This is a genomic window from Variovorax sp. MSC1_012, assembly GCF_023667525.1.
GTDB classification, from domain to species: Bacteria; Pseudomonadota; Gammaproteobacteria; order Burkholderiales; family Burkholderiaceae_C; genus Variovorax; species Variovorax beijingensis_B.
In genome coordinates, this window is the sequence record NZ_CM174443.1 from 739,814 (window position 1) to 766,598 (window position 26,785).

The following is a 26,785-nucleotide window of genomic DNA, read 5'->3' on the forward strand; positions in this document are numbered from 1 at the left end:
TTCCAGGGATGCCGCGGAACCGGCTCCGCCGGGCCGCAGGCGTCGCCCCCGGTAGGGGGAGGGAGGAGCGACACGAAGTGCGCGGAGCCTGGGGGCGAGCTATAATTCCATGGCTTTGCATACGCAAGGCGCACGGTGAGGGCAGTTCCAGCGCTCACCGCAAGTCAAACATCCCGGAACAAAGGAAATTCAATGATCGCAGCCTCCATCAAGGCCGAAGTCGTCAAGGACAACGCCCGCGCCGCCAACGACACCGGCAGCCCCGAAGTGCAAGTCGCACTGCTGACCGCCCGTATCAACGAGCTCACCCCCCACTTCAAGACGCACGCCAAGGACCACCACGGCCGTCGCGGCCTGCTGCGCATGGTGAGCCGCCGCCGCAAGCTCCTGGACTACCTCAAGTCCAAGGATGCCGACCGCTACACCGCGCTGATCGCCAAGCTGGGTCTGCGCAAGTAAACCGAATCGCATGAAAAAACGCCTGGGTTAGTCCGCTAGCTCAGGCGTTTTTTACTTCGCGATCCACTTTCGGAGTGCCAAAACAGAGCGAAGCTGTGTCATTCCAATGAAGTTCCCGCCGAGCTTCGCTGGAATGGCATCGTGTTCTGAGAAGCCTCCGTCCCTGCGGAACCTGTGCCGAATGCAGGTCATCCGCTCTCAAAACAGGAGCAAAACATGAGCCTCTTCAACAAAGTCACCAAGTCCTTCCAATGGGGCGACAAGACCGTCGTCATGGAAACGGGTGAAATCGCCCGCCAGGCCAGCGGCGCCGTGGTGGTCGACATCGACGGCACCGTGATCCTCGCGACCGTGGTCGCCTCCAAGACCGCCAAGCCGGGCCAGGACTTCTTTCCGCTGACCGTCGACTACATCGAGAAGACTTACGCCGCGGGCAAGATCCCCGGCAGCTTCTTCAAGCGCGAAGCCAAGCCCAGCGAACACGAAACCCTGACCAGCCGCCTGATCGACCGCCCGATCCGCCCGCTGTTCCCCGAGGGCTTCCTGAACGAAGTGCACGTGGTCATCCACACGCTGTCGCTCAACCCCGAAGTCGACGCCGACATCGCCGCCATGATCGGCGTGAGCGCTGCCCTGTCGATCTCCGGCATTCCGTTCAGCGGCCCGATCGGTGCTGCCCGCGTGGGCTACATCAACGGCCAGTACGTGCTGAATCCGGGCCAGACCGCCCGCAAGGATTCACAAATGGACCTCGTCGTGGCCGGCACCGAAGCCGCCGTGCTGATGGTCGAATCCGAAGCACAGCAACTCAGCGAAGAAATCATGCTGGGCGGCGTGGTGTTCGGCCATGAGCAGGCCAACATCGCGATCAACGCAATCCATGAACTCGTGCGCGATGCCGGCAAGCCGGTGTGGGACTGGCAAGCGCCGGCCGAAGACGAAGCCTTCGTCGCCAAGGTCAAGAGCCTGGCCGAGGAAAAGCTGCGCGCCGTCTACCAGATCCGCAGCAAGCAGGCCCGCACGCAAGCCCTGCGCGAAGCCAATGCCAGCGTGATGAGCACGCTGAAGGAAAGCGGCGAGCCCTTCGACGCCGGCAAGGTCAACGACCTGCTGTTCTCGATCGAATCGAAGATCGTGCGCAGCCAGATTCTCTCGGGCGAACCCCGCATCGACGGCCGCGACACGCGCACCGTGCGCCCCATCGAGATCCGCAACTCCGTGCTGCCGCGCACCCACGGCTCGGCGCTGTTCACGCGCGGCGAGACGCAGGGCCTGGTCATCACCACGCTCGGCACCGAACGCGACGCGCAGCGCATCGACGCGCTGGCCGGCGAGTACGAAGACCGCTTCCTGTTCCACTACAACATGCCTCCCTTTGCCACCGGCGAAGTGGGCCGCATGGGCTCGACCAAGCGCCGCGAAATCGGCCACGGCCGCCTCGCCAAGCGCGCGCTCGTCGCCGTGCTGCCGACCAAGGAAGAATTCCCGTACACCATCCGCGTGGTGTCGGAAATCACCGAGTCGAACGGCTCCTCGTCGATGGCATCGGTGTGCGGCGGCTGCCTCTCGATGATGGACGCCGGCGTGCCGATGAAGGCCCACGTGGCCGGCATCGCCATGGGCCTGATCAAGGAAGACAACCGCTTCGCGGTGCTGACCGACATCCTGGGCGACGAAGATCACCTGGGCGACATGGACTTCAAGGTGGCCGGCACGACCAACGGCATCACCGCGCTGCAGATGGACATCAAGATCCAGGGCATCACCAAGGAAATCATGCAGGTCGCACTGGCCCAGGCCAAGGAAGCGCGCATGCACATCCTCGGCAAGATGCAGGAAGCCATGGGCGAGGCCAAGACCGAGGTGTCGCAGTTCGCACCGCGCCTGACTACGCTGAAGATCAACCCCGAGAAGATCCGCGACGTGATCGGCAAGGGCGGCGCGGTCATCCGCGGCCTGCAGGAAGAAACCGGCACGACGATCAACATCGACGAAGACGGCACCATCACCATCGCCTCGACCGACCCTGAAAAGGCCGAATTCGCCAAGAAGCGCATCGAGCAGATCACGGCCGAAGTCGAAATCGGCAAGGTCTACGAAGGCCCGGTCACCAAGATCCTGGACTTCGGCGCGCTCATCAACCTGCTGCCCGGCAAGGACGGCCTGCTGCACATCAGCCAGATCGCGCACGAGCGCGTCGAGAAGGTGACCGACTACCTGAGCGAAGGCCAGATCGTCAAGGTCAAGGTGCTCGAGACCGACGAAAAGGGCCGCGTCAAGCTGTCCATGAAGGCCCTGACCGAGCGTCCGGCCGGCATGGAATACAGCGAGCGCCCGCCGCGCGAAGACCGCGGCGGCGAGCGCCGTGAGCGTTCGGACCGCGGCGACCGTGGTGGCGATCGCGGTGAACGCGCTCCGCGTTTCAACAACGAGCAGCAACAGCAGCCGCGCAACGAGCAGCAGCCGGCGCCCGTCGGCGAGCAGCCGTACGCACCGCGCGAACCGCAAGAGTAAGAAAGAAGGGCGCAGCGGCACCATGCCGCTGCCATCCATCTTTCCAGTATTGCTAACCACGCCCGGGAGCGGGCGTTGCAGGCCAAAGACCATGAAAGCCATTGAAATCACTTCGTACGGCGCCCCCGAGGTGCTGCGCGCCGTGGAGCGCCCCGATCCGGTGGCCGGCGTGGGCGAACTGCTGATCCGCGTCGCGGCGAGCGGCGTGAACCGTCCGGACGTGCTGCAGCGCAAGGGGCACTACCCGGTTCCGCCGGGCGCCTCCGACCTGCCGGGCCTCGAGGTGGCCGGCGAGATCGTGTCGGGCGACGCCGCGGCCCTGGCCGAGGCGGGCTTCAAGATCGGCGACCGCGTCTGCGCGCTGATCGCGGGCGGCGGCTATGCCCAGCTGTGCGTGGCGCCCGTGGCGCAATGCCTGCCGGTGCCCAGGGGCTGGAGCGACATCGAGGCCGCCTCGCTGCCCGAGACCTTCTTCACGGTCTGGAGCAACGTGTTCGAGCGCGGCCGCCTGCAAAGGGGCGAGACCCTGCTGATCCAGGGCGGAACGAGCGGCATCGGCGTGACGGCCATCCAGATCGCCAAGGCGCTGGGCGCCACCGTGATCGCCACGGCGGGCAGCGACGACAAGTGCGAGGCCTGCAGGAAGCTGGGCGCCGACCACGCCATCAACTACCGCACGAGCGACTTCGCCGAAGAGGCGAAGAAGCTCACCGGCGGCAAGGGCGTGGACGTGGTCCTGGACATGGTCGCGGGCGACTACGTGGCGCGCGAGATCGAGTGCATGGCCGAAGACGGCCGGCTCGTGATCATCGCGGTGCAGGGCGGTGTCAAGAGCGACTTCAATGCGGGCCTGGTGCTGCGCAAGCGGCTGGTGATCACCGGCTCCACGCTGCGTCCGCGGCCGGTGGCGTTCAAGGGTGCCATCGCCAGGGCGCTGCGCGAAAAGGTTTGGCCGCTGCTCGAAAGCGGCGCGGTCAAGCCGGTGATCCACAGCACCTTCGCGGCAGATGGCGAACCCAGCGGCGCGGCGCAGGCGCATGCGCTGATGGAATCCAACCAGCACATCGGCAAGATCGTGCTGACATGGTGACGGACAACAACACGATGACCACGAAAAAGAAGCTGATCGCGGGCAACTGGAAGATGAACGGCAGCCTGGCTGCCAACGAGGCGCTGGTGAAGGCCCTGCAGCAGGGCTTGGCCGCGGCGCCGGCCAGCTGCGACATCGCGCTTTGCGCGCCGGCCCCGTACTTCGCGCAGCTGCAATCGCTGCTGGCGGGCTCCACGGCCATGGCGCTGGGCGCACAGGACATCTCGGCGCATCCGCAGGGTGCGTTCACGGGCGAGCAATCGGCGGCCATGCTGAAGGATTTCGGCGTGCGCTATGCCATCGTCGGCCATTCGGAGCGCCGCCAATACCATGGCGAAACCGATGATGCCGTGGCGGCCAAGACGGCGGCTGCGCTCGCGAACGGCATCACGCCGATCGTCTGCGTGGGCGAAACGCTGGCCGAGCGCGAAGCAGGGCGCACCGAAGAAATCGTCAAGCGCCAGCTGGCTGCGGTGATCCACGTCAATGGCCATTGCATCAGCGAAATCGTCGTGGCCTACGAGCCGGTCTGGGCCATCGGCACCGGCAAGACGGCCACGCCGGAACAGGCACAGGCGGTGCATGCCGTGCTGCGCGCGCAGCTGCACCATGCCGCGAGCGAGCACGCCGCCGGCATCTGCATCCTCTACGGCGGCAGCATGAACGCGGCCAACGCCGCGCAGCTCTTGTCGCAGCCCGACATCGACGGCGGCCTGATCGGCGGCGCGTCGCTCAAGGCCCCCGACTTTTTGCAGATCATTTCCGCCGCTTCCCGCTGAACGCGGGCAGTGGCCGACATCAATTAGGAGTAAGAACGAATGAATGTGGTCCTCAATCTACTGGTCGGCGTGCAGATGCTGTCGGCCCTTGCAATGATCGGGCTGATCCTGATCCAGCACGGCAAGGGTGCCGACATGGGCGCGGCCTTCGGCAGCGGCAGCGCGGGCAGCCTGTTCGGTGCGAGCGGCAGCGCCAATTTCCTTTCGCGCACCACGGCTGTGCTGGCGGCGGTCTTCTTTGCATGCACCTTGCTGCTGGCCTACTTCAGCCATGCGCGGCCTGCGGGCGGCGGCAGCCTGCTGGAGCGCGCGGCTGTCGGTACGCCGGCGACGCCCGCTTCGGGCGCGGCGGGGCAGATTCCGGGCGGCACCTCGGGCGCAGCGCCTGCCGGTGCGCCCGCTTCGGCGCCTGCCGCACCTGTTTCGGGCGCGGGCCAGATCCCGAGCAAATAATCAAGTTGTTTTCATGAAGCCGTCGGTGAGAAACTGCTTCATTTCAGGGTAAACTCTAAAGCTGTTCGGAAAGCCAAACACCTTTCCAGGTACCTCATGCCATCCGAACAAAAAACCGCGGTCGTGGTGAAATTGGTAGACACGCTATCTTGAGGGGGTAGTGGCGAAAGCTGTGCGAGTTCGAGTCTCGCCGACCGCACCAAATCTCACCGGCAGAAAGCCTCATCCAGAGTGTTTTCCTGCCGGTGGCAAGCGGTGAAAAATCTCCCGATGAACCTCGATTCCTATCTCCCCGTCCTCTTGTTCATTTTGGTCGGTGTCGGTGTAGGCGTCGCACCGCAAGTCATCGGCTACATCCTGGGTCCCAACCGGCCCGACGCAGCGAAGAACGCTCCCTACGAGTGTGGCTTCGAGGCCTTCGAGGATGCGCGCATGAAATTCGACGTGCGCTATTACCTCGTCGCCATTCTCTTCATCCTGTTCGATCTCGAGATTGCCTTTCTCTTTCCGTGGGCCATTGCGCTCAAGGAAATCGGCGCCGTCGGCTTCTGGGCCATGATGATCTTTCTCGCCATCCTCGTCGTGGGCTTTGTCTACGAGTGGAAAAAAGGCGCGCTCGACTGGGAATGACAAGGAATCGACAAAATGGCCATTGAAGGCGTCATGAAGGAAGGCTTCGTCACCACCACCTACGACTCGGTGGTGAACTGGGCGAAGACCGGATCACTTTGGCCGATGACTTTCGGTCTGGCCTGCTGTGCCGTCGAAATGATGCACGCAGGCGCAGCCCGCTACGACATCGATCGTTTCGGCATGCTGTTCCGGCCCAGCCCGCGCCAGTCCGATCTGATGATCGTGGCCGGCACGCTGTGCAACAAGATGGCGCCGGCGCTGCGCAAGGTCTACGACCAGATGCCGGAGCCGCGCTGGGTTCTTTCCATGGGCTCGTGCGCCAATGGCGGCGGCTACTACCACTACAGCTATTCGGTGGTGCGCGGCTGCGACCGCATCGTGCCGGTGGATGTCTACGTGCCGGGTTGCCCGCCCACCGCCGAAGCGCTGCTCTACGGCGTGATCCAGCTGCAGCAGAAGATTCGCCGCACCAACACCATTGCGCGCGCCTGAGGGATTGCCGACGATGACTGATTTTGCAATTTCGCCGGAGGTGCTGCGCGCCACCATTGCCGAGACCCTGGGTGCCAAGGCCAGGAGCGTCACGGTTGCGCTGGGCGAGGTGACCGTGGTGGTCGGCGCTGCCGACTACATCGAGGCGGCCATGCTGCTGCGCGATGCGCCCGGCTGCCGCTTCGAGCAGCTGATCGACCTCTGCGGCATGGACTACTCCGATTACCGCGAAGGCGAGTGGCAGGGCGAGCGCTATGGCGTCGTCACGCACCTGCTGTCGGTGGGCCTCAACCAGCGCGTGCGCCTCAAGGTGTTTGCGCCGAGCGAAGACCTGCCCGTGGTCGATTCGCTCCAGCCCGTGTGGAGCGCTGCCACCTGGTTCGAGCGCGAAGCCTTCGACCTCTACGGCATCGTGTTCGAAGGCCACGACGACCTGCGCCGCATCCTGACCGACTACGGCTTCATCGGCCATCCGTTCCGCAAGGACTTCCCGGTGTCCGGCCACGTTGAAATGCGCTATGACGAAGAGCAGAAGCGCGTCGTCTACCAGCCGGTATCGATCGAGCCGCGGGAAATCACGCCGCGCGTGATTCGCGAAGACAACTACGGCAGCGGTTTGCATTGATATGGCCGAAATCAAGAACTACACACTCAACTTCGGTCCCCAGCATCCGGCCGCGCACGGCGTGCTGCGCCTGGTGCTCGAGCTCGACGGCGAAGTGATCCAGCGCGCCGATCCGCACATCGGCCTCCTGCACCGCGCGACCGAGAAGCTCGCCGAATCGCGCACCTTCATCCAGTCGCTGCCGTACATGGACCGTCTCGACTACGTGTCGATGATGAGCAACGAGCACGCCTACTGCCTGGCCATCGAGCGGATGATGGGCCTGGACGTGCCGATCCGCGCGCAGTACATCCGCGTGATGTTCGCCGAGATCACCCGGCTGCTGAACCACCTGCTGTGGCTCGGCGCGCACGGCCTGGACTGCGGCGCGATGAACATGCTCATCTACTGCTTCCGCGAGCGTGAAGACCTGTTCGACATGTACGAAGCCGTGTCGGGCGCTCGCATGCATGCGGCCTATTTCCGTCCGGGCGGCGTCTACCGCGACCTGCCCGACGCGATGCCGCAGTACAAGGTCAGCAAGATCAAGAATGCGAAGGCGATCGAGAAGCTCAACGAGAACCGTCAGGGTTCGCTGCTCGACTTCATCGACGACTTCTGCAAGCGCTTCCCCGGCATGGTCGACGAGTACGAGACGCTGCTCACCGACAACCGCATCTGGAAGCAGCGTACCGTGGGCATTGGCGTCGTGACGCCGGAGCGCGCGCTGAACCTCGGCTTCACCGGCCCGATGCTGCGCGGCTCGGGCGTCGAATGGGACCTGCGCAAGAAGCAGCCCTACGACGTCTACGACCAGATGCAGTTCGACGTGCCGGTCGGCAAGACCGGCGACTGCTACGACCGCTACCTCGTGCGCGTGGAAGAAATGCGCCAGGCCAACAGGATCATCCAGCAGTGCTCGGCCTGGCTGCGTGCCAACCCCGGCCCGGTGATCACCGACAACCACAAGGTCGCCGCGCCCGCGCGCGAATCGATGAAGGCGAACATGGAGGAGCTGATCCACCATTTCAAGCTCTTCACCGAAGGCTTCCACGTGCCCGAAGGCGAGGCCTATGCCGCCGTCGAGCACCCGAAGGGCGAGTTCGGCATCTACCTGGTGAGCGACGGCGCCAACAAGCCGTACCGCCTGAAGATCCGCGCGCCCGGTTTCCCGCACCTCGCCGCCCTCGACGAAATGTCGCGCGGCCACATGATCGCCGACGCTGTCGCGGTGATCGGCACGATGGACATCGTGTTCGGCGAAATCGACAGGTGAGAAAGAGCGAATGACGACTTCCTCGACCCACCATGACACGGCGCCCTCGGCGCCTTCTGCTCCTCTGAAGCCGGCAATTCTCGAGCGCTTTGCGCGCGAAGTCGCCAAGTACCCCGAAGCGGGCAAGCAGTCGGCCGTGATGGCCTGCCTGGCCATCGTCCAGCAGGACGAAGGCTTCATCAGCATGCAGCGCGAGCGCGAGATCGCCGAGTACCTCGGCATGGCGCCCATCGCCGTGCATGAGGTCACGACCTTCTACAACATGTACAACCAGCACCCGGTGGGCAAGTTCAAGCTCAACGTGTGCACCAACCTGCCGTGCCAGCTGCGCGACGGCGTCACCGCGCTGGTCCACCTCGAGAAGAAGCTCGGCATCAAGATGGGCGAGACCACGGCCGACGGCATGTTCACACTGCAGCAGAGCGAATGCCTGGGCGCCTGCGCCGATTCGCCCGTGATGCTGGTCAACGACCGCACCATGTGCAGCTTCATGAGCAACGAGAAGCTCGACCAGCTCATCGACGGTCTGCGCGGCTCAACCAAAGGGGAGGCCGCCTGATGTCGCCCGAACAAGTGCTCCAGCAATTCCAGGCCACGGGCGTCCAGACCTGTTTCCATGGCCGCCACATCGAGCCGCAGATCTACGCCGGCCTCGACGGCACCAACTGGCGCCTGGCCGACTATGAGGCGCGCGGCGGCTACAAGGCACTGCGCAAGATCCTCACCGAGGGCCTCACGCCCGACCAGGTGATCGCCGAAGTCAAGGCCTCGGGCCTGCGCGGCCGCGGCGGCGCAGGCTTCCCCACGGGCCTGAAGTGGAGCTTCATGCCTCGCCAGTTCCCGGGCCAGAAGTACCTCGTCTGCAATTCGGACGAAGGCGAGCCGGGCACCTGCAAGGACCGCGACATCCTGCAGTTCAACCCGCACATCGTGATCGAAGGCATGGCCATCGCCGCGTATGCGATGGGCATCAGCGTGGGCTACAACTACATCCACGGCGAGATCTTCCAGAGCTACGACCGTTTCGAGGAAGCGCTCGAAGAGGCGCGCGCCGCCGGCTACCTTGGCGACGGCATCATGGGCAGTACGTACAACTTCCAGTTGCACGCGGCCCACGGCTTCGGCGCCTACATCTGCGGCGAGGAAACGGCGCTGCTCGAATCGCTCGAAGGCAAGAAGGGCCAGCCGCGCTTCAAGCCGCCGTTCCCGGCGAGCTTCGGCCTCTACGGCAAGCCGACCACCATCAACAACACCGAGACCTTCGCGGCGGTGCCCTGGATCATCAACAACGGCGGTCCGGCCTACCTCGAATGCGGCAAGCCGAACAACGGCGGCACCAAGATCTATTCGGTGAGCGGCGACGTCGAACTGCCGGGCAACTACGAAGTGCCCATGGGCACGCCGTTCTCCAAGCTGCTCGAACTGTGCGGCGGCGTTCGCAAGGGCCGCACGCTCAAGGCCGTGATCCCTGGCGGATCGTCGTCGCCCGTGCTGCCGGCTTCGATCATGATGGAATGCACGATGGACTACGACTCCATCGCCAAGGCCGGCTCCATGCTGGGCTCGGGCGCGGTGATCGTGATGGACGACAGCCGCTCGATGGTCGAGTCGCTGCGGCGCCTTTCGTACTTCTACATGCACGAATCCTGCGGCCAGTGCACGCCGTGCCGCGAAGGCACGGGCTGGCTGTACCGCGTGGTGGACCGCATCCACAACGGGCAGGGCAGGGCGTCGGACATGGACCTGCTGAACTCCGTGGCAGACAACATCCAGGGCCGCACGATCTGCGCGCTCGGCGACGCGGCGGCCATGCCGGTGCGCGCCATGATCAAGCACTTCCGTCACGAGTTCGAGGCCCTGATTCCGGGCTACGTCCCGAAGGCGCCCGTCCAGGCCTGAGCGCGAGAAGAAACACTACTCATGATCGAAATCGAACTCGACGGCAAGAAGGTCGAAGTGACCGAAGGCAGCATGGTGATGCATGCGGCCGACAAGGCGGGCACCTACATCCCGCACTTCTGCTATCACAAGAAGCTCAGCATCGCGGCCAACTGCCGCATGTGCCTGGTCGACGTGGAAAAGGCGCCCAAGCCGATGCCGGCCTGCGCCACGCCCGTCACGCAGGGCATGATCGTTCGCACCAAGAGCGAAAAGGCCATCAAGGCGCAGCAGTCGGTCATGGAGTTCCTCCTGATCAACCACCCGCTCGATTGCCCGATCTGCGACCAGGGCGGCGAGTGCCAGCTGCAGGACCTGGCCGTGGGCTACGGCGGTTCTTCTTCGCGCTACGAAGAAGAAAAGCGCGTCGTCTTCCACAAGGACGTCGGCCCGCTGATCAGCATGGAAGAAATGAGCCGCTGCATCCACTGCACGCGCTGCGTGCGCTTTGGCCAGGAAGTGGCCGGCGTGATGGAGCTCGGCATGACCCAGCGCGGCGAGCACTCCGAAATCGAAACCTTCCTCGGCGATTCGGTCGACTCCGAACTGTCGGGCAACATGATCGACATCTGCCCGGTCGGCGCGCTCACGAGCAAGCCGTTCCGCTACAGCGCCCGCACCTGGGAGCTGTCGCGCCGCAAGTCGGTGAGCCCGCACGATTCCACCGGTTCCAACCTGATCGTGCAGGTCAAGAACAACCGCGTGATGCGCGTGGTGCCGCTCGAGAACGAAGAGGTCAACGAGTGCTGGATCGCCGACCGCGACCGCTTCTCGTACGAAGCCCTCAACGGCCCCGAGCGCCTCACGCAGCCCATGCTCAAGCAGGGCGGCCAGTGGCAGCAGGTCGACTGGCAGACCGCGCTCGAATACGTGGCCAACGGCCTGAAGCAAATCAAGGCCGACCACGGCGCGCAGAGCATCGGCACGCTGGTCAGCCCGCACAGCACGCTCGAAGAGCTGCAGCTTGCCGCCATGCTCACGCGTGAACTCGGCAGCGACAACATCGATTACCGCCTGCGCAATGCCGAATTCGCGGCGTTCGAAGGCGTGCGCTGGCTCGGCACCTCGATCGCATCGCTCACGCAATTGCAGCGCGCGCTGGTCGTCGGTTCGAACCTGCGCAAGGACCATCCGCTGTTCGCACAGCGCATCCGCCAGGCTGTGCGCAAGGGCGCGGCGCTGTCGGTGATCACCTCGGCCGGCCTGATGGCCGACCGCGACGCGTGGGCCATCAGCGTGGCGCAATCGACCGTCGTCGAAGCCGACCAGTGGGTCGAGGCACTCGCTGCCGTCGCTGCCGCGATCGGCAAGACCAACGGCGCGACCGCACCGCTGGCACCGAAGAGCGAGCCCGACACTGCCGCGCAAGCCATCGCAGCCTCGCTGCTCAGCGGCGAGCGCAAGGCCATCCTGCTCGGCAATGCCGCCGCCCACCACGCGCAAGCCAGCAGCCTGCTGGCCCTTGCAAACTGGATCGGCGCGCAGACGGGCGCCACCGTGGGCTACCTGACCGAAGCCGCCAACACCGTGGGTGCGCAACTCGTCGGCGCATTCCCCAAGAACGGCGGCCTCGACGCCGGCCGCATGCTGGCAGCCGGTTCCGGCCTCAAGGCCGTGATGCTGCTCAACACCGAACCGGTGTTCGACTCAGCCGCGGGTGCCGCAGCCGCCGATGTCATCGGCAATGCACAGATGGTCGTCACGTTCAGCCCCTTCAAGGCCAACCTCGAGTTCAGCGACGTGCTGCTGCCGATCGCACCGTTCACCGAGACGCCGGGTTCCTTCGTCAATGCCGAAGGCCGCGTGCAGGGTTTCCATGCTGTCGTGAAGCCGCAAGGCGAAGCGCGTCCGGCCTGGAAGGTGCTGCGCGTGCTGGCCAACCTGCTCGGCCTGCCGGGCTTTGCATTCGAATCGACCGCCGACGTGCTGCGCACCATCGGCGACAACGGCAGCGTACCGGCCAATGCGCTGAACAATGCCACCGCCGCCAAGGCCGTGGCTTCCAATGGCGCGGTTGCCGTGCCCGTGGTTGCGAGCATCTATCAACTCGACTCGATCGTGCGCCGTGCACCGTCGCTGCAACTCACCGCCGATGCACGCAACGCATCGGCTGCTCCGGCCCGTGCCGAGGAGGCATTGGCATGATCGACGCAGTGCATGCTTTCGGCCAGGGACTGGTCCACGCGGGCTGGTGGACAGGCCTGGCCTGGCCGGTGATCTGGACACTGATCAAGATCATCGTGGTCGTGCTTCCGCTGATGGGGGCCGTGGCCTACCTCACGCTCTGGGAGCGCAAGGCGATCGGCTTCACGCAGATCCGCATCGGCCCGAACCGCATCGGACCGCTGGGCCTGCTGCAGCCCATCGCCGACGCGCTCAAGCTGATGACCAAGGAAATCATTCTTCCGACGGTCGCCAACAAGGGCCTGTTCCTGCTGGGCCCGATCATGACCATCATGCCGGCGCTCGTCGCATGGGCCGTGATTCCCTTCGGTCCCGACGTGGCGCTGGCCAACATCAACGCCGGCCTGCTGTTCGTGATGGCGATCACCTCGCTCGAGGTCTACGGCGTGATCATCGCGGGCTGGGCATCCAACTCGAAGTACGCCTTCCTGGGCGCGCTGCGCGCCTCGGCACAGATGGTGAGCTACGAGATCGCGATGGGCTTCTGCTTTGTCGTGGTGCTGATGGTCTCGGCCAGCCTGAACATGACCGACATCGTGACGGGGCAGGGCAAGGGCATCTTCGCCGACATGGGCATCGGGTTCCTGTCGTGGAACTGGCTGTCGCTGCTGCCGATCTTCGTCGTCTACTTCATCTCGGGCCTGGCGGAAACCAACCGCCACCCCTTCGACGTGGTCGAAGGCGAGTCCGAGATCGTTGCGGGCCACATGATCGAGTACTCGGGCATGAGCTTCGCGATGTTCTTCCTGGCCGAGTACGCCAACATGTGGCTGGTCTCGATCCTGTGCGCCGTGCTGTTCCTCGGCGGATGGCTGCCGCCGTTCGAGTTCCTGAGCTTCATCCCGGGCTGGATCTGGCTCGGCGCCAAGACTTTCTGCGTGGTCACCATGTTCCTATGGGTCCGATCCACCTTCCCGCGCTTCCGCTATGACCAGATCATGCGGCTCGGCTGGAAGATCTTCATTCCGGTCACGCTCGTGTGGCTGGTTGTGGTCGGTGCCTGGATGCAGACCCCGTTCAACATCTGGAAATAACTGGAAGCGCCAACATCATGACTGCTGCGCATACCGCCGGCGCGCTCGCGCGCCCTTCCAAGCTTGCGTCCGCGCCGTTCTCGCTCAAGGACTTTCTGGGCAGCTTCATGCTGTTCGAACTGTTCAAGGGCCTGGCCATCACCGGCAAGTACGCCTTCGCCCGCAAGATCACGGTGCAGTTTCCCGAAGAGAAGACGCCGCTGTCGCCGCGCTTTCGCGGCCTGCATGCGCTGCGCCGCTATGAGAACGGCGAAGAGCGCTGCATCGCCTGCAAGCTCTGCGAAGCCGTGTGCCCGGCGCTGGCCATCACCATCGAATCCGATGTGCGCGACGACGGCTCGCGCCGCACCACGCGCTACGACATCGACCTGACCAAGTGCATCTTCTGCGGCTTCTGCGAAGAGAGCTGCCCGGTCGATTCGATCGTCGAGACCCACATCTTCGAATACCACGGCGAAAAGCGCGGCGACCTGTACTTCACCAAGGACATGCTGCTGGCCGTGGGCGACCGCTACGAAAAAGAAATCGCAGCGAACAAGGCGGCCGACGCCAAGTACCGCTGATCCCGATCAGTCCGAACCCCGTACCAACTCGAATTCCAATGGACGTCAAGACCGGTCTGTTCTATCTCTTTGCCGCGGTGCTGCTGTTCGCAGCCTTCCGCGTCATCACTGCCCGCAATCCCGTGTACGCCGCGCTGTACCTGGTGCTGGCCTTCTTCCAGGCTTCGGCGATCTGGCTGCTGCTGCGCGCCGAGTTCCTGGCGATCTCGCTGGTGCTCGTCTACGTGGGCGCGGTGATGGTGCTGTTCCTGTTCGTCGTGATGATGCTGGACATCAACGTCGACGGTCTGCGGCAGGGTTTCTGGAAGCACTTTCCGCTGGCAGCCGGCGTGGGCGCGCTCATTGCGCTCGAAATGGCCGCCGTGCTGATGGGCGGCTTCCGCCTGGCGGAGCCGCCGCGCGCCGGAGCCGCCATGGCGGCCAACAGCTCGAACACCCTCGAGCTCGGCAAGCTGCTGTACTCCGAGTACCTGTATCCGCTCGAGATCGCGGCCGTCATCCTGCTCGTGGCGATCGTGGCGGCCATTGCGCTGACGCTGCGCACCCGCAAGGACAGCAAGTACGTCAACCCGTCCGACCAGGTGCGCGTGAAGGCGCGGGACCGTGTGCGCATCGTGCAGATGCCGGTCACGCGCGCCGCCGAGCCCGTGGTGGAAGCACCCGCAGACGCAGCAGCAGCGGCAAAGGAAAACAAGGCATGACGCTCACGCTCGGACACTTTCTATCGCTCGGCGCCATGCTCTTTGCGCTGTCGGTGATCGGCATCTTCCTGAACCGCAAGAACCTCATCGTGCTGCTGATGGCCATCGAGCTGATGCTGCTTGCGGTGAACATGAACTTCGTGGCGTTCTCGTACTACCTGGGCGACATGCACGGCCAGATCTTCGTGTTCTTCATCCTGACGGTGGCCGCGGCCGAGTCGGCCATCGGCCTTGCGCTGCTGGTCCTGCTGTTCCGCAACAAGTCGAACATCAACGTGGACGAACTCAACTCGCTCAAGGGTTGAAAGCAACATGAGCGCAACCCTTTCCGCATCCACCCTGCTGGCCGTTCCGCTGGCACCCCTGGTCGGCGCCGTCGTCGCCGGCCTGTTCGGCACCAAGTTCGGCGGCAATCACATCGGCCGCAAGGTCACGCACTCGCTGACCATCCTCGGCGTGCTCGTCGCCTTCATCATCTCGGCCATGACGCTCAAGAGCGTGGTGGCCGACGGCGCCCGCTTCAATGCCACCATCTACGAATGGATGGTGGTGGGCGGCCTGAAGATGGAAATCGGCTTCCTGGTCGACGGCCTCACGGCCATGATGATGTGCGTGGTGACCTTCGTCTCGCTGATGGTGCACGTCTACACCATCGGCTACATGGAAGAGGACGAGGGCTACAACCGCTTCTTCGCCTACATCTCGCTCTTCACCTTCTCGATGCTGATGCTCGTCATGAGCAACAACATGCTCCAGCTGTTCTTCGGCTGGGAGGCGGTGGGCCTGGTGTCGTACCTGCTGATCGGCTTCTGGTTCAACAAGCCGACAGCGATCTTCGCGAACATGAAGGCCTTCCTGGTCAACCGCGTGGGCGACTTCGGCTTCATCCTCGGCATCGGCCTGATCGCCGCCTACGCCGGCACGCTGAACTACGGCGAAGCCTTTGCCAAGGCCGGCACGCTGGCCGGCATCACCTTCCCCGGCACCGAGTGGATGCTGGTGACCGTGATCTGCATCTGCCTGTTCATCGGCGCCATGGGCAAGAGCGCGCAGTTCCCACTGCACGTGTGGCTGCCCGATTCGATGGAAGGTCCGACGCCCATCTCCGCGCTGATCCACGCCGCGACCATGGTCACGGCCGGCATCTTCATGGTGGCGCGCATGTCGCCGCTGTTCGAGCTGAGCGACACGGCCCTGAGCTTCATCCTGGTGATCGGTGCCATCACGGCGCTGTTCATGGGTTTCCTCGGCATCATCCAGAACGACATCAAGCGCGTGGTGGCGTACTCGACGCTCTCGCAGCTCGGCTACATGACCGTGGCGCTCGGTGCGTCGGCCTATTCGGTCGCGGTGTTCCACCTGATGACGCACGCCTTCTTCAAGGCGCTGCTGTTCCTAGGCGCGGGCTCGGTGATCATCGGCATGCATCACAACCAGGACATCCGCTGGATGGGCGGCGTGCGCAAATACATGCCGATCACCTGGATCACGTCGCTCTTGGGGTCGCTCGCGCTGATCGGCACGCCGTTCTTCGCCGGCTTCTACTCGAAGGACAGCATCATCGAAGCGGTGCATGAAAGCCACCTGTGGGGCGCACAGTTCGCCTACTACGCGGTGCTGGCGGGTGTGTTCGTGACGGCGTTCTATTCGTTCCGCATGTACTTCCTGGTGTTCCACGGCAAGGAGCGCTACGACCAGAACCCCGACGCGCACCACGACGATCATGCCGCGCACGGCGACGACCACGGCCACCACGACCACAAGCCGCACGAATCGCCCTGGGTGGTGTGGCTGCCGCTGGTGCTGCTTGCGATTCCGTCCGTGGTGATCGGCTTCATGACGATCGAGCCGATGCTCTTCGGCGAGTTCTTCAAGGACGCCATCGCAGTCGACGCAAACAAGCACCATGCCATGAAGGAACTCGGAGAAGCCTTCCACGGCCCGCTGGCCATGGCGATCCATGGCCTGCAGACGGCGCCGTTCTGGCTGGCGCTGGCAGGCGTGGTGCTCTCGTTCTACATGTACATGGTCAACCCGGCGCTGCCGGCCGCGATCAAGCGCGCCTTCGGCCCGGTCTATCGCCTGCTCGAGAACAAGTACTACCTCGACTGGATCAACGAGAACATCCTCGCCCGCGGTGCGCGTGCCTTTGGCACCGGCCTGTGGAAGGGCGGCGACCAGGCGCTGATCGACGGCGCGGTGGTCAACGGCTCGTGGAAGGTCGTGGGCCGCATCTCTGGCGCGGTGCGCTGGCTGCAGTCGGGCTACATCTATCACTACGCCTTCGCGATGCTGCTCGGCATCTTCATCCTGATGACGTACTTCGTCTGGTTCAAACGCTGAGCTTTAGCGCTGGAGAAAAACAAAAATGGGTTTGTTGAGCCTTGCCATCTGGGTGCCGATCGCATTCGGTGTCGCGTTGCTGGCGTTCGGCCGTGACGAGCATGCCAGGGGCGTGCGCTGGGTCGCGCTGGTCGGCGCGATCGTGAGCTTCCTGGTGACCGTGCCGCTTTACACGGGCTTCGAGAACGGCACCGCCGCGATGCAGTTCGTCGAGAAGGGCAGCTGGATCGCGCGCTTCAATGTCAATTACCACCTGGGCGTCGACGGCCTGTCGCTCTGGCTGGTGCTGCTGACCTCGTTCATCACCGTGGTGGTCGTGATCTCGGCCTGGGAAGTGATCACAGAGCGCGTGAACCAGTACATGGGCGCGTTCCTGATTCTCTCGGGCTTCATGATCGGCGTGTTTGCCGCGCTCGACGGCATCCTGTTCTACGTGTTCTTCGAAGCCACGCTGATCCCGATGTACCTCATCATCGGCATCTGGGGCGGCCCGAACAAGATCTACGCGGCCTTCAAGTTCTTCATCTACACCCTGCTCGGCTCGCTCTTGATGCTGGTGGCGCTGATCTACCTGTACAACAAGTCGGGCGGCAGCTTCGACATCCTGAGCTGGCACAAGTTGCCGCTGGGCTCGACGGCGCAGACCTTCCTGTTCTTCGCGTTCTTTGCCGCTTTTGCCGTCAAGGTGCCGATGTGGCCGGTCCACACCTGGCTCCCGGACGTGCACGTCGAGGCGCCGACCGGCGGCTCGGCCGTGCTGGCCGCGATCATGCTGAAGCTCGGCGCCTACGGCTTCCTGCGCTTCTCGATGCCGATCGCGCCCGACGCCTCGCACGAATGGGCCTGGCTCATGATCGCGCTGTCGCTGATCGCGGTGATCTATGTCGGCTTGGTGGCGCTGGTGCAGGAAGACATGAAGAAGCTCGTGGCTTACTCGTCGGTTGCCCACATGGGCTTCGTGACGCTCGGCTTCTTCATCTTCAACGACCTGGGCGTGTCCGGCGGCATCGTGCAGATGATTGCCCACGGCTTCGTGTCGGGCGCCATGTTCCTTGGCATCGGCGTGCTCTACGACCGCGTGCATTCGCGCCAGATCGCCGACTACGGCGGCGTGGTCAACACCATGCCCAAGTTCGCCGCGTTCGCGCTGCTGTTCGCCATGGCCAATTGCGGCCTGCCGGGCACCGCCGGTTTTGTGGGCGAGTGGATGGTGATCCTGGGTGCGGTCAAGGCCAACTTCTGGATCGGCGCTGGCGCCGCCACCGCGCTGATCTTTGGCGCGGCCTACACCCTGTGGATGTACAAGCGCGTGTACCTCGGCCCGGTCGGCAACGACCATGTCAAGGAACTCACCGACATCAATGCCCGCGAGTTCCTGATGCTGTCGCTGCTGGCCATTGCCGTGCTGTGGATGGGCATCCATCCGAAGCCCTTCACCGACGTGATGGATGCTTCCGTGACCGAGCTTCTTCGCCACGTGGCGATCTCGAAGCTGCCCTCCTGATGCCACGCTGAAGAAGAGAACGAGATGATTGACAAACTCAGCTGGGTCGCGATCTACCCCGAAATCGTGCTGCTGGTCATGGCCTGCATCATTGCACTGGTCGACCTGTCGACCACCGACGCCCGCCGCACGCGCACCTACGTCCTGACGCTGCTCACGCTGGCTGCGGTGGCCGTGCTGACCGGCCTTGCCGCCAACGAGGGCAAGACGGTCTACGGCTTCGGCGGCATGGTCGTGAGCGATCCCATGGGCAACTGGCTCAAGTGCTTTGCCACGGTGGCCCTGATGGTCACGCTGGTCTACGGACGGCCCTATGCGGCGGACCGCGACATGCTGCGCGGCGGCGAGATGTTCACCATTGGCATGTTCGCGCTGCTGGGCATGTTCGTGATGATCTCGGGCAGCAACTTCCTGCTGATCTACCTGGGCCTCGAACTGCTCACGCTGTCGAGCTACGCGTTGGTGGCGCTGCGCCGCGACAACGCGGTGGCCAGCGAGGCAGCCATGAAGTACTTCGTGCTCGGCGCCATGGCCAGCGGCTTCCTGCTCTATGGCCTGTCGATGCTGTACGGCGCGACCGGTTCGCTCGACGTCAACGAAGTGTTCAAGATCATTGCCAGCGGCAAGGTGAACCACCAGGTGCTGGTATTCGGCCTCGTGTTCATCGTGGCGGGCCTGGCCTTCAAGGTGGGTGCGGCGCCTTTCCACATGTGGGTGCCCGACGTGTACCAGGGCGCTCCGACGGCGGTCACGCTGCTGATCGGCGCGGCGCCCGAGCTGGCCGCCTTTGCCATCATCATCCGCCTGCTGGTGGAAGGGCTGCTGCCGCTGGCCATCGACTGGCAGCAGATGCTGGCGCTCTTGGCCATCGCATCGCTGCTGGTGGGCAACCTGGCCGCCATCGCCCAGACCAACCTGAAGCGCATGCTGGCCTACTCGACCATTGCGCAGATGGGCTTCATGCTGCTCGGCCTGGTGGCGGGCGTGGTCAACGGCAACACCTACAACGCACAGTTCGCCTACAGCGCTTCGATGTTCTACATCGTGACCTACGTGCTGACCACGCTGGCGAGCTTCGGCATCATCCTGCTGCTGGCGCGCGAGGGTTTCGAAAGCGAAGAGATCACCGACCTGGCCGGCCTGAACCAGCGCAGCCCGCTGTACGCCGGCGTGATGGCCATCGCGATGTTCTCGCTCGCGGGCCTGCCGCCGCTGGTCGGGTTCTACGCCAAGCTGGCGGTGCTGCAGGCGCTGATCGCCTCCGGCCAGGCGCTCTACATCGGCCTGGCGGTGTTCGCGGTGATCATGTCGCTGATCGGCGCCTTCTACTACCTGCGGGTGGTCAAGGTCATGTACTTCGACGCTCCGGTCACGGCCAGCACCGTGTCGGCGCCGCGCGACGTGCGCACCGTGCTGTCGATCAACGGCCTGCTGATTCTCGTGCTGGGCATTGTTCCCGGCGGCCTCATGACGCTGTGCGCCAAGGCCATCGTGGCCACGCTGGCGAACTGACCCCGGCCTGCCCACGGTGTCGCAAACCGCATCGGTCTGGGTCGTTCTGCTGGTGGCGCTGGTGGCGGCCAACCTGCCGTTCTTCAATGACCGGCTGTTCGGCGTCGTGCCACTGGCCACGCGGCCCAAGCCGCTGGCGGTGCGGCTCGCCGAACTGGTGGTGCTGTATTTCGCCGCGGGCGGCGTGGGTTTGCTGTTCGAAAGCCGGGCCGGGCAGATCGCCCCGCAGGGCTGGGAGTTCTATGCGGTGACCGGCGCGCTTTTCATCGTGCTGGCCTTTCCAGGGTTCACCTGGCGCTACCTCATGAAGCACAGGCACGGATGACCGACATGACTTCTCCCATCGCCGATTCGCACCTGAAGGAAGAACGCACGGCCAGCGAGGTCCTGGTCAAGGGCAATTTCCTCCAGGTCTGCCGCGACACCGTGCGCCTGCCCGACGGCCACAGCGCCACGCGCGAGTACGTGATCCACCCGGGCGCGGTGGTGGTGATTCCGCTGCTCGACGACGGCCGTGTGGTGATGGAGCGCCAATACCGCTATCCGGTCGGACATGTGATGGTCGAGTTTCCGGCCGGCAAGCTCGATGCGGGCGAAGACCCGCTCGTCTGCGGCCAGCGCGAACTGCTCGAGGAAACCGGCTACACCGCGAGCGAATGGGCCTACGCCGGTGCCATGCACCTGGCCGTGGCGTATTCCACCGAGATCATCCACATCTACTTTGCCCGCGGCCTGTCGCTCGGCAAGCGGCAGCTCGACCACGGCGAGTTTCTCGACGTGTTCACGGCCACACCGGACGAAGTTGGGCTCTGGTGCCGCGACGGCACGCTCACCGATGCCAAGTCGCTGACCTGCACGCTCTGGCTGCAGAACGTTCTTTCGGGTGCATGGTCACTCGATTGGCAGGCCACCGCTTCGCAGGGCGGCGCGGGATAATCCGCGCATGAAGGTTCTCGATCTGCGCTGCTCGCATGGCCACGGCTTCGAAGGCTGGTTTGCGTCCAATGAAGCTTTCGAAACCCAGCTTGCCGCCGGACTGGTGGAATGCCCGGTATGCGCCGACACGCGCATCGTCAAGCTGCTGAGCGCGCCGCGCCTGAACCTGGGCAATGCGAAGGCGCCGGCAGAGGGCGCCGCAGCATCGCCGTCGGCATCTCCGGCGCCTGCCAAGGCCCAAGCACCGGCCGAACAGTCGCCGGAGGCCCGCTGGATGCGCGCCGTGCGCGAGGTTCTCGCAAAGACCGAGGACGTGGGCGACCGTTTTGCCGACGAGGCACGCAGGATGCACTACGGTGAAGCCGAAGAGCGCGGGATCCGCGGCCAGGCGACGCGCGAGCAGACCGAAGCGCTGCTCGAAGAGGGCATTCCGGTGCTGCCGCTGGCCATCCCCGCGGCGCTCAAGGAAACGCTGCAGTAGCAGCAGCCTGCCGCCGCCGGTTCATCAAGCCGTGAACTGGAGAGCGGCCAGGCGGGCATAGACCCCGCCTTGCGCCACCAGCGTGGCGTGCGTTCCCTGTTCGACGATGCCGCCGTGGTCCAGGACGATGATGCGGTCGGCCTTCTGCACGGTGGCCAGGCGGTGCGCAATCACCAGCGTGGTCCGGCCTTCCATGGCCGATTCGAGCGCGGCCTGCACCATGCGCTCGCTCTCCGCATCGAGCGCGCTCGTGGCTTCGTCGAGCAGCAGCAGCGGCGGGTTCTTGAGAATGGCGCGCGCAATCGCGATGCGCTGGCGCTGCCCGCCCGACAGGCGCACCCCCCGCTCGCCCAGGAAAGTGTCGTAGCCCTCGGGCAGCGCCTGCAGGAAATCGTGCGCAAAGGCCGCGCGGGCGGCGGCATGCACCTCGTCGGTGGTCGCGTCGGGACGGCCGTAGCGGATGTTCTCCAAAGCGCTGGCCGAGAAGATCACGGCATCCTGCGGCACCAGGCCGATGCGGGTGCGCAGCTCGGGCAGCGCGAGCGAGGCCAGCGGCGCGCCGTCGAGCAGCAGGCGGCCCGACTGCGGATCGTAGTAGCGCAGCAGCAGCTGGAACACCGTGCTCTTGCCGGCGCCGCTCGATCCCACCAGGGCCACGGTTTCGCCGGGCGCGATGTCGAGGCTGAAGTCCTTGAGCGCCGGCGTGCCGGGCCGCGAGGGGTAGTGGAAGGTCACCGCCTCGAGCTTGACGGCGCTGCCCGCCACGGGGACGGGCGCGGCCGCCGGGTTGGGCGGCGAAACGATGGCCGCCGGGGCATGCAGCAGTTCCATCAGGCGCTCGGTTGCGCCGGCAGCGCGCAGCAGGTCGCCATAGACCTCGCCGAGCACGGCGGTCGCACTCGCAAGAATGGCCACGTAGACCACGGTCTGGCCCAGGTGGCCGGCCGTGATGTCGCCGCGCAGCACCGCCTGCGTGCCCTGGTACAGGCCCCAGAGCAGCGCCGCCGAGGTGGCGATGATGATGAAGGCCACCAGCACCGAACGCGCCCTGGTGCGGCGCACGGCGGTTCGAAAGGCGTTTTCGGTCGAGGCATTGAAGCGGCCGGCCTCGCGCGATTCGGCGGTGTAGCTCTGCACCACCGGAATCGCGTTGAGCACCTCGGCCGCGATGGCGCTCGAATCGGCCACCCGGTCCTGGCTCGCGCGCGAGAGCTTGCGCACGCGCCGGCCGAACCACATGCTCGGCAGCACCACCAGCACCAGGATGCCCAGCACCTGGACCATCACATAAGGATTGGTCCAGATCAGCACCGCCAGCGCGCCCACGCCCATGACGGCATTGCGCAGGCCCATGCTCAGCGACGAGCCGACCACGGTCTGGACCAGCGTGGTGTCGGCCGTGAGGCGCGACAGCACTTCGCCGGTCTGCGTGGTTTCGAAGAATGCCGGGCTCTGGCGCAGCACATGGCCGTAGACGGCGTTGCGCAGGTCGGCCGTGACGCGTTCGCCGAGCCAGCTCACCGTATAGAAGCGCGCCGCCGAAAAGAGGCCCAGCGCCACGGCCACCGCAAACAGGGCGCCGAAGTGCTCGCGCAGTGCCATGGTCTGCGCGCCCTTGTCGGTGCTCACCAATCCGCCGTCGATCAGGCTGCGCAGCGCCAGTGGAAACACCAGCGTGGTGACGGCGGCCATCACCAGAAAGATGCCCGCCAGCACGATCTGGACGCGGTAGGGCCGAAGAAAAGGGCTCAGGCCCGACAGCGATCGGGGCGAGCCCTTGGCCGGTGAAGACAGAGGGGAGGAAGCCATGGCCCGGATTCTACCGACCCTTGCCATCGCAAAGGCGGCCTTGACAATAATTGCCCAGACAATTAATATTTTGACCAATGAGCGATGCAGACAATCCGCAAGTCCCGCCAGCCTCCGGCGACACCGAGCGCCGGCCGGTCGATTTCTACCGGGCCGAGACCTACAAGGCCGAGGAAAGCATCGGGTATTTGATGCGCCGCATCCTGAGCGCGGTGGCCCAGGCGGTAGAAACCCGTATGTGCGAGCCCGGCAGTCCCACCTTTCCGCAATGGTTGCCGCTGTACAAGCTGCACGTCGGCGCAGCCACCACGGTGGCCGAACTCGCCCGGGCCTGCGAACTTGACGCCGGTGCCATGACGCGCCTGCTCGACCGCCTCGAGGCCAAGGGCCTGTGCCGGCGCGTGCGCTCGCTCGAAGACCGACGCGTCGTCAACATCGAGCTCACCGAAGAAGGCCGCGCCGCCGCCCAGGAAGTGCCGTACGTGCTGAGCCGCGTGCAGAACGAGCACCTGGCGGGTTTCACCAGGGAAGAGTGGGAGCAGCTCAAGGGCTATCTGCGCCGCATTCTCGACAACGCCCAGGCCCTGGCGGCCCGTGGAGATAAAAATGACTGAATCCCTTGCCGTGCGCGCCGCTCGCCGCACCTCCATTGTTGCCGCCGTGCTGCTGATGGCCGCGCTGGCCGGCTGTGCCGACATGGCCGGCATCGGCTCCCAGGCCAGGCTGCGCGACGCCTCGTCGCTGGGCATTGCCGCGGACCGCAGCGCCGCCGCCGTGCCGGCTGTCGAGCGCCAATGGTGGCTGGCCTTTGGCGATGCGCAGCTCAACGCGCTAATCGACCAGGCCGTGGCCGGCAATCCGAACCTGCAGGTGGCGCGGGCGCGGCTCGCGCGCGCGCAGGCCTCGGCGGACATCGCCGGGGCGGCACTGAAGCCCAAGGTCAATGGCGAACTCGACCTGAGCCGCCAGAAGTTCAACAGCAACTACATCTACCCCGAGCCGCTCGGCGGCTCCACGCAGAACATCGGCCTGCTGCAGCTCGGCGCGAGCTGGGAGCTCGACTTCTTCGGCAAGAACCGCACTGCGCTCGAAGCCGCCATCGGCAGCGCCAACGCCGCGGCGGCCGATGCCGATGCCGCGCGCGTGCTGCTGGCCAGCAACGTGGCGCGCAGCTATTTCCAGTGGGCGCGCCTGAACGAGCAGCTCGGGGTGGCGCGGCGCACGCTGGCCCAGCGCGAGGAAACGCTCAAGCTGGTGCGCGACCGCGTGTCCGCGGGCCTCGATACCCGCCTCGAGCTGCGCCAGAGCGAAGGCGGCCTGCCCGAAGCGCGCCAGCAGATCGAAGCCCTCGGCGAGCAGATCGCGCTGCAGCAGCACGCGCTCGATGCGCTCGTGGGCCAGCCCGAGGTGTCCGCATCGCTCAAGCCGCCGATGCTGGAGGCCGTCAAGCCGATCGCGCTGCAGGCCAGCATTCCGGCCGACCTGCTGGGCCGCCGCGCCGACATCGCCGCCGCGCGCTGGCGCGTCGAGGCCGCCACCAGCGACGTGGCCAATGCCAGAACCCAGTTCTATCCCAACGTGAACCTCACGGCCTTCGTCGGCTTCCAGAGCCTGGGTTTCGGCAAGCTGCTCAAGTCGGGCAGCGAGCAGTGGGGCGTGGGCCCCGCGATCCATCTGCCGATCTTCGAAGGCGGCCAATTGCGCGCCAACCTGCGCGGCAAGGCGGCCGACCTGGATGCCGCGATCGAAAGCTACAACGCCACCGTGCTCGATGCGGTGCATGACGCGGCCGACCAGGTGTCCAGCGCCCAGTCGATCACGCGCCAGCAGGCCGAACAGCGCGCCGCGCAGGCCGCCGCCGAAGGGGCATACGACATCGCCGTGCAGCGCTATCGCGCGGGCCTGGGCAACTACCTCAACGTGCTGACCGCCGAAACCGCCGTGCTCGCGCAGCGCCGGCTGGCGGTCGACCTGGCCGCGCGCGCGCTCGACACGCAGGTGGGCCTGGCGCGCGCGCTCGGCGGCGGCTGGCAGCCGCCGGCAACCGCCACCGCCACGGCGCCCGCCTCATCTGCTGCATTGAACTGAACTGAATCGACTTTTTTCGTCTTCGGAAAGAACTCCATCATGAGCGACAACAACACTCCGACGCCCGCTGCAGCCAACGCTTCCGCAGCTCCCGAAGCACCCGCCGGCAACGGCAAGCGCCGCCGCGCGCTGACCGCGCTGGCGGCCGTGGTGATCGTGGCCGGCGGCGGCTGGGGCCTCTACGAATGGCTGGTCGCCAGCCACTACGAGGACACCGACAACGCCTACGTGCAGGGCAACGTGATCCAGATCACGCCGCAGATCGGCGGCACCGTCATGGCCATCAACGCCGACGACACCGACTTCGTGAAGGCCGGCCAGCCGCTGGTGCAGCTGGACCCCGCCGATGCGAAGGTGGCGCTCGAGCAGGCCGAGGCCGCGCTCGCGCAGGCGGTGCGCCAGGTGCGCACGCTCTACGCCAACAACGGCTCGCTGGCCGCGCAGGTCACGCTGCGCCAGTCCGACATCGTCAAGGCGCAGAGCGACATCGCCAAGGCGCAGGACGACCTGCAGCGCCGCCGCGCGCTCTCGGGCAACGGCGCGGTTTCGAAGGAAGAACTCAACCATGCCGAGACGGCGCTCGACAACGCGAAGAGCCAGCTCGCCGCCGCGCAGGCCGGCGTGGTGGCCGCGCGCGAAGCGCTGGCCAGCAACCAGTCGCTGACCGAAGGCACCAGCGTGGCCCAGCACCCGAGCGTGCAGGCCGCCGCCGCCAAGGTGCGCGAGGCCTACCTGGCCACGCAGCGCGTGGCCATGCCCGCGCCGGTCGACGGCTACGTCGCCAAGCGTACCGTGCAGCTCGGCCAGCGCGTGGCGGCCGGCACGCCGATGATGTCAATCGTGCCGCTGAACCAGCTGTGGGTCGACGCCAACTTCAAGGAAGTGCAGCTGCGCAACATCCGCATCGACCAGCCCGTGAAGCTCACGGCCGACGTCTACGGCAAGAAGGTGGAATACACCGGCAAGGTCGCGGGCCTGGGCGTGGGCACCGGCAGCGCCTTTGCGCTGCTGCCCGCGCAGAACGCCACCGGCAACTGGATCAAGGTGGTGCAGCGCGTGCCCGTGCGCATCGCGCTCGACCCCGAGCAGCTCAAGGCCAATCCGCTGCGCATCGGTCTGTCGATGGATGCCGAGATCGACATTTCGCAGAAGGGCGGCAAGATGCTGGCCGACGCGCCGCGCGCCACCGCCATTTCGCAGACGCAGGTCTACAGCAAGCTCGACCACGGCGCCGATGCCGAAGTCGACCGCATCGTGGCCGCGAATCTCGGCCGCGGCGCGCCGACGGCCGCCATAGTGCCCGCGGCGGGCCGCTCCGCCACGCCCGCGGCAACGGCCGGAACCGCGGCACACGGCGCTTCGCAGTCCCATCCCGGCTGATCGCCGCTCACG

Annotated in this window: 26 protein-coding genes and 1 tRNA gene; 26 read left to right on the plus strand and 1 reads right to left on the minus strand. The window is 65.5% G+C overall.

The features are described 5' to 3' along the window. The first annotated feature begins 192 nt into the window (after positions 1-192). The 23 genes from rpsO (at position 193) to L1081_RS03525 (ending at position 21,496) form a co-directional block, all read left to right on the plus strand. The gene (gene rpsO, locus L1081_RS03415; protein WP_007837783.1) at positions 193-459 is read left to right on the plus strand and encodes a 30S ribosomal protein S15; all 267 of its coding nucleotides are present in this window, start codon (positions 193-195) and stop codon (positions 457-459) included. Positions 460-675: 216 nt separating this feature from the next. Then, on the plus strand, positions 676-2,973 hold the full coding sequence (gene pnp, locus L1081_RS03420) for a polyribonucleotide nucleotidyltransferase (protein WP_489415197.1): 2,298 nt from the start codon (positions 676-678) through the stop codon (positions 2,971-2,973). Positions 2,974-3,064: 91 nt separating this feature from the next. Further along, positions 3,065-4,063, plus strand: a complete 999-nt coding sequence (locus L1081_RS03425; RefSeq protein WP_489415198.1) for a putative NAD(P)H-quinone oxidoreductase, PIG3 family — start codon at positions 3,065-3,067, stop codon at positions 4,061-4,063. After that, complete coding sequence (tpiA, locus tag L1081_RS03430; protein WP_489415199.1) at positions 4,057-4,842, plus strand: triose-phosphate isomerase; 786 nt, start codon at positions 4,057-4,059, stop codon at positions 4,840-4,842. Before L1081_RS03425 ends, tpiA begins: the two co-directional genes overlap by 7 nt. A gap of 39 nt (positions 4,843-4,881) precedes the next feature. Beyond that, the gene (gene secG / locus L1081_RS03435) at positions 4,882-5,295 is read left to right on the plus strand and encodes a preprotein translocase subunit SecG (RefSeq protein WP_489415200.1); all 414 of its coding nucleotides are present in this window, start codon (positions 4,882-4,884) and stop codon (positions 5,293-5,295) included. A gap of 117 nt (positions 5,296-5,412) precedes the next feature. Further along, positions 5,413-5,497, plus strand: a tRNA-Leu gene (locus L1081_RS03440). A gap of 68 nt (positions 5,498-5,565) precedes the next feature. Next, entirely contained in the window at positions 5,566-5,925 is a 360-nt protein-coding gene (locus L1081_RS03445; protein WP_055805154.1) for an NADH-quinone oxidoreductase subunit A, read from the plus strand. Positions 5,926-5,940: 15 nt separating this feature from the next. After that, positions 5,941-6,420: a NuoB/complex I 20 kDa subunit family protein gene (locus L1081_RS03450; protein WP_012748606.1), complete on the plus strand. Its 480-nt coding sequence runs from the start codon at positions 5,941-5,943 to the stop codon at positions 6,418-6,420. 13 nt (positions 6,421-6,433) lie between these two features. Continuing rightward, positions 6,434-7,045, plus strand: a complete 612-nt coding sequence (locus L1081_RS03455; protein WP_489415201.1) for an NADH-quinone oxidoreductase subunit C — start codon at positions 6,434-6,436, stop codon at positions 7,043-7,045. Position 7,046: 1 nt separating this feature from the next. Then, positions 7,047-8,300, plus strand: a complete 1,254-nt coding sequence (locus tag L1081_RS03460) for an NADH-quinone oxidoreductase subunit D (RefSeq protein ID WP_018905852.1) — start codon at positions 7,047-7,049, stop codon at positions 8,298-8,300. 10 nt (positions 8,301-8,310) lie between these two features. Further along, a complete protein-coding gene (locus L1081_RS03465) occupies positions 8,311-8,859 on the plus strand; it encodes an NADH-quinone oxidoreductase subunit NuoE family protein (RefSeq protein ID WP_225613275.1) in 549 nt (182 codons plus the stop codon). Then, positions 8,859-10,199, plus strand: a complete 1,341-nt coding sequence (gene nuoF, locus L1081_RS03470; RefSeq protein ID WP_489415202.1) for an NADH-quinone oxidoreductase subunit NuoF — start codon at positions 8,859-8,861, stop codon at positions 10,197-10,199. The genes L1081_RS03465 and nuoF overlap by 1 nt, the downstream gene beginning before the upstream one ends. 21 nt (positions 10,200-10,220) lie before the next feature. Further along, complete coding sequence (nuoG, locus tag L1081_RS03475) at positions 10,221-12,383, plus strand: NADH-quinone oxidoreductase subunit NuoG (RefSeq protein WP_489415203.1); 2,163 nt, start codon at positions 10,221-10,223, stop codon at positions 12,381-12,383. Further along, positions 12,380-13,456: an NADH-quinone oxidoreductase subunit NuoH gene (gene nuoH / locus L1081_RS03480; RefSeq protein WP_489415204.1), complete on the plus strand. Its 1,077-nt coding sequence runs from the start codon at positions 12,380-12,382 to the stop codon at positions 13,454-13,456. The genes nuoG and nuoH overlap by 4 nt, the downstream gene beginning before the upstream one ends. Before the next feature lie 17 nt (positions 13,457-13,473). Beyond that, complete coding sequence (gene nuoI, locus L1081_RS03485) at positions 13,474-14,019, plus strand: NADH-quinone oxidoreductase subunit NuoI (protein ID WP_012748599.1); 546 nt, start codon at positions 13,474-13,476, stop codon at positions 14,017-14,019. A gap of 38 nt (positions 14,020-14,057) precedes the next feature. Further along, the gene (locus tag L1081_RS03490; protein ID WP_489415205.1) at positions 14,058-14,720 is read left to right on the plus strand and encodes an NADH-quinone oxidoreductase subunit J; all 663 of its coding nucleotides are present in this window, start codon (positions 14,058-14,060) and stop codon (positions 14,718-14,720) included. Continuing rightward, the gene (gene nuoK, locus L1081_RS03495; protein WP_012748597.1) at positions 14,717-15,025 is read left to right on the plus strand and encodes an NADH-quinone oxidoreductase subunit NuoK; all 309 of its coding nucleotides are present in this window, start codon (positions 14,717-14,719) and stop codon (positions 15,023-15,025) included. The genes L1081_RS03490 and nuoK overlap by 4 nt, the downstream gene beginning before the upstream one ends. Before the next feature lie 7 nt (positions 15,026-15,032). After that, on the plus strand, positions 15,033-17,063 hold the full coding sequence (gene nuoL, locus L1081_RS03500) for an NADH-quinone oxidoreductase subunit L (protein ID WP_489415206.1): 2,031 nt from the start codon (positions 15,033-15,035) through the stop codon (positions 17,061-17,063). 25 nt (positions 17,064-17,088) lie between these two features. Then, positions 17,089-18,567 carry an NADH-quinone oxidoreductase subunit M gene (locus tag L1081_RS03505; protein WP_319426796.1) on the plus strand — a complete coding sequence of 493 codons (1,479 nt, stop codon included), beginning with the start codon at positions 17,089-17,091 and terminating at the stop codon, positions 18,565-18,567. A gap of 24 nt (positions 18,568-18,591) precedes the next feature. Then, positions 18,592-20,079, plus strand: a complete 1,488-nt coding sequence (gene nuoN / locus L1081_RS03510; RefSeq protein WP_489415207.1) for an NADH-quinone oxidoreductase subunit NuoN — start codon at positions 18,592-18,594, stop codon at positions 20,077-20,079. Between the two features lie 16 nt (positions 20,080-20,095). Beyond that, a complete protein-coding gene (locus L1081_RS03515; RefSeq protein ID WP_319426793.1) occupies positions 20,096-20,404 on the plus strand; it encodes a DUF2818 family protein in 309 nt (102 codons plus the stop codon). Between the two features lie 5 nt (positions 20,405-20,409). Beyond that, positions 20,410-21,015 carry an NUDIX domain-containing protein gene (locus tag L1081_RS03520; protein WP_489415208.1) on the plus strand — a complete coding sequence of 202 codons (606 nt, stop codon included), beginning with the start codon at positions 20,410-20,412 and terminating at the stop codon, positions 21,013-21,015. 7 nt (positions 21,016-21,022) lie between these two features. Further along, the gene (locus tag L1081_RS03525) at positions 21,023-21,496 is read left to right on the plus strand and encodes a DUF1178 family protein (protein WP_489415209.1); all 474 of its coding nucleotides are present in this window, start codon (positions 21,023-21,025) and stop codon (positions 21,494-21,496) included. Between the two features lie 24 nt (positions 21,497-21,520). Here the strand turns inward: L1081_RS03525 and L1081_RS03530 are convergent, their stop codons facing one another. Continuing rightward, a complete protein-coding gene (locus L1081_RS03530) occupies positions 21,521-23,305 on the minus strand; it encodes an ABC transporter transmembrane domain-containing protein (RefSeq protein WP_489415210.1) in 1,785 nt (594 codons plus the stop codon). Between the two features lie 77 nt (positions 23,306-23,382). Between L1081_RS03530 and L1081_RS03535 the strand changes: the two genes are divergently transcribed. The 3 genes from L1081_RS03535 to L1081_RS03545 are packed head-to-tail and all read left to right on the plus strand — an operon-like array spanning position 23,383 to position 26,773. Further along, positions 23,383-23,919 carry a MarR family winged helix-turn-helix transcriptional regulator gene (locus L1081_RS03535; protein WP_124961626.1) on the plus strand — a complete coding sequence of 179 codons (537 nt, stop codon included), beginning with the start codon at positions 23,383-23,385 and terminating at the stop codon, positions 23,917-23,919. Next, positions 23,912-25,393, plus strand: coding sequence for an efflux transporter outer membrane subunit (locus L1081_RS03540; RefSeq protein WP_489415211.1), 1,482 nt, complete (start codon positions 23,912-23,914; stop codon positions 25,391-25,393). Before L1081_RS03535 ends, L1081_RS03540 begins: the two co-directional genes overlap by 8 nt. A 39-nt stretch (positions 25,394-25,432) precedes the next feature. Beyond that, on the plus strand, positions 25,433-26,773 hold the full coding sequence (locus tag L1081_RS03545; protein ID WP_489415212.1) for an EmrA/EmrK family multidrug efflux transporter periplasmic adaptor subunit: 1,341 nt from the start codon (positions 25,433-25,435) through the stop codon (positions 26,771-26,773). The last annotated feature ends 12 nt before the right edge of the window (positions 26,774-26,785 follow it).